Annotated in this window: 1 protein-coding gene, 6 tRNA genes and 1 pseudogene; all 8 read left to right on the plus strand. The window is 35.8% G+C overall.

Going from position 1 to position 2,764, the window contains the following annotated elements; genetic code table 11:
- Positions 1 to 49: 49 nt before the first annotated feature.
- The 8 genes and pseudogenes from B2S90_RS03765 to B2S90_RS03800 all read left to right on the plus strand — a co-directional run bounded on the left by B2S90_RS03765 (position 50) and on the right by B2S90_RS03800 (position 2,731).
- A pseudogene (locus tag B2S90_RS03765) lies at positions 50 to 1,090 on the plus strand (FUSC family protein).
- A 443-nt stretch (positions 1,091 to 1,533) separates the two neighbouring features.
- Entirely contained in the window at positions 1,534 to 1,968 is a 435-nt protein-coding gene (locus B2S90_RS03770) for an 8-oxo-dGTP diphosphatase (RefSeq protein WP_286696563.1), read from the plus strand.
- 126 nt (positions 1,969 to 2,094) lie between these two features.
- A tRNA-Leu gene (locus B2S90_RS03775) sits at positions 2,095 to 2,183 on the plus strand.
- A gap of 104 nt (positions 2,184 to 2,287) precedes the next feature.
- Positions 2,288 to 2,364 (plus strand) — tRNA-Arg (locus B2S90_RS03780).
- A gap of 5 nt (positions 2,365 to 2,369) precedes the next feature.
- Positions 2,370 to 2,446, plus strand: a tRNA-Pro gene (locus B2S90_RS03785).
- 8 nt (positions 2,447 to 2,454) lie between these two features.
- Positions 2,455 to 2,530 (plus strand) — tRNA-Ala (locus B2S90_RS03790).
- 20 nt (positions 2,531 to 2,550) lie between these two features.
- Positions 2,551 to 2,627 (plus strand) — tRNA-Met (locus B2S90_RS03795).
- Between the two features lie 27 nt (positions 2,628 to 2,654).
- A tRNA-Ile gene (locus B2S90_RS03800) sits at positions 2,655 to 2,731 on the plus strand.
- Positions 2,732 to 2,764 lie beyond the last annotated feature (33 nt).

The following is a 2,764-nucleotide window of genomic DNA, read 5'->3' on the forward strand; positions in this document are numbered from 1 at the left end:
TCAGGAGAAATCCTGAGTTTTTTTTATATTCTGATTAAGGAGGTATTTCATGATATTTTATAAAGAATTACAATTGAATCAGAAAAGCTCTAAAGAGTTAATTAGAAACAGTCAAACCACAAAAGAGAAACTATATCACATAGCAGTTTATCTTTTTAAAATTGCAATCACAGTGGCATTCTGCTTTCTCTTTATAACATTATTTAGTATTTTATTTTGGAATGAGAATAGTATTGTTGGAGTGGTTGTTCTCTTATGTATTATGGCATCTATACAGGCGCACTTTGAAATTCATGCAGGACAACTTACAGTGCTCTTGCGTTATATTTCATTAATATGACTGTGTGTTCACACCTGGCTATTAAACTCCCACCAGTCGTAGGAATGCTGGTAAATATTGCTGCATTAGCTCTATTAGTATTCCTAGGATGTCATAATCCATCTATGTTCAATCAATCAACGCTTGTTCTAGGATATTTATTATTATATGGTTATGACGTATCTGGAAAGAGTTATTTGATGAGACTTTCTGGAATGGCTGTAGGTGAAGTTCTTATCTGTATCGTATTCTATCGAAACCATAAGCATAGAACTTATAATAAGCATGTAATGCATTTATTACAAGAATTTGATCTTTCTTCTACTAGAACAAAATAGCAGCTATGTCAGATTATCTGTGTGCCGGTTGTAATATGTAAAGCTGAACTTTATGCTATGTGGGCTGGTATTGCCGCAATGTCTGTGATCTTACCACTTATGGACGATATGCAATATAGAGTACGTAAAAGAATTATTGGAAATATTGCGGGTGTTCTATGTTTTTACAGTATTATATTTCTTGCTTCCTTCACCAATCTATGCATTTATCGGTGTCATTGGTGGCATCGGTGTAGGGTTTTCTACAAAATATAGCGGGCAGGCTGTCTTTAATACATTTGGTGCATTAGCTATTGCGACAGAACTATATGGATTAAAGGGTGCAGTAAGCTTAAGATTAATCCAGAATATATTTGGTGTTGTCTTTACATTGTTATTCTGTATTATTCTTCATTGGTTTGTATCAAGAATTATAGTAAAAGAAGTATTATAGGATATAATGAATTCAGAAACCTGTTTTGACATAAGGACGAACGTAAATGTACGTTCTTTTTATCTTGCATATATTTAATAGTTTTCGATATGAAAATAATATGTAGATAAGTATAATTAAAAAAGAGGGTAGAGATAGAAGATTGATTATTATTAAAAATAAGCTTGTTAGTAGTGACATGCTTACTTGCAAGTTTAGTAGGAGAAATATATTGGATCTGTTCCTCATGATACATTATATCTAACGACAATGTCTCAATATGCATCTGGTATAAGAATGACATGTGCAATATTGCTGGTTTTTACACATAGGGATAGTTTTAGTACATCTCTTTTATAATATGCATAAATAAGTGTTTTGAGGCAGTTTTGTATATATATGACAACTGTTTGTATATAATGTGTTTTGCAGCTTAGAGAAGCGATATACGAGGAGAAATAACGATGAGAACTGAAATGGTTGAATTAACTAATCTCTGCATGATTAAAGATGGAGATAAGTATTTACTGCAGAATAGAGTTAAGAAAGATTGGCATGGTTATACATTCCCTGGAGGACATATAGAACCTGGAGAATCAATTGTACAATCTGCAATAAGAGAAGTAAAAGAAGAAACAGGTTTAATTATGAAGAATCCTCGTTTAGTAGGAGTAAAACAATTCTGGGTAAAATCGGGTAGATATATTGTATTTTTATTTTCAGCAACTAAATTTAGTGGTGATTTAAGAGGCAGTAATGAAGGTGAAGTAGGGTGGTTTACCAAAGAAGAGATGAAAAATATCCATTTAGTGAATCATTTTTTTGAACATTTGGAAGTTTTTGAAGGGGAATATTCAGAGTATATCTATGAATCTGAAGATTCTATTAAGATTTACTAAAAAAAGTTAACTAAAAAAACATTGATATATAGTGCATATTTTATAAACTTAAAAAATAGTTTAAAAAAAGGGTTGCAAAACCTTTGGATTCATTGTATATTATACAAGCAATCTCGATTGCGAAGTGCCCTGGTGGCGAAACTGGTAGACGCACAGGACTTAAAATCCTGCGGACTTCAAACTCCGTGCCGGTTCGATTCCGGCCCAGGGCACCATCTATTTATTAACTCAGTGTACTGAGTTTTTATTAGGACTTAGAAATGAAAATAAGTCTTGACAAAGACATGATGATTTGACAAAATAATTAAGCATCACAAACGCGCCAGTAGCTCAACTGGATAGAGTACTTGTCTACGGAACAAGGGGTTACGGGTTCAATTCCTGTCTGGCGCGCCATCTAACGGGAAGTAGCACAGCTTGGTAGTGCACCTGGTTTGGGACCAGGGGGTCGCAGGTTCAAATCCTGTCTTCCCGACCATTTGAAATGGGGCCTTAGCTCAGCTGGGAGAGCGCCTGCTTTGCACGCAGGAGGTCAGGAGTTCGATCCTCCTAGGCTCCACCAATTTAATTAATCATATACATGGCGGGATAGCTCAGTTGGCTAGAGCATTCGGTTCATACCCGGAGTGTCGGGGGTTCAAATCCCTCTCCCGCTACCATTTGATTAAAAATACTCTGATAGATGAGGACCCTTAGCTCAGTTGGTTAGAGCCACCGGCTCATAACCGGTTGGTCGCTGGTTCGAGTCCAGCAGGGTCCACCAAATTACATATCGCGGGATGGAGCAGTCTGGTAG

Origin of the sequence: Catenibacterium sp. UBA627 (genome assembly GCF_002299355.1) — a bacterium.
GTDB lineage: Bacteria > Bacillota_I > Bacilli_A > Erysipelotrichales > Coprobacillaceae > Catenibacterium > Catenibacterium mitsuoka.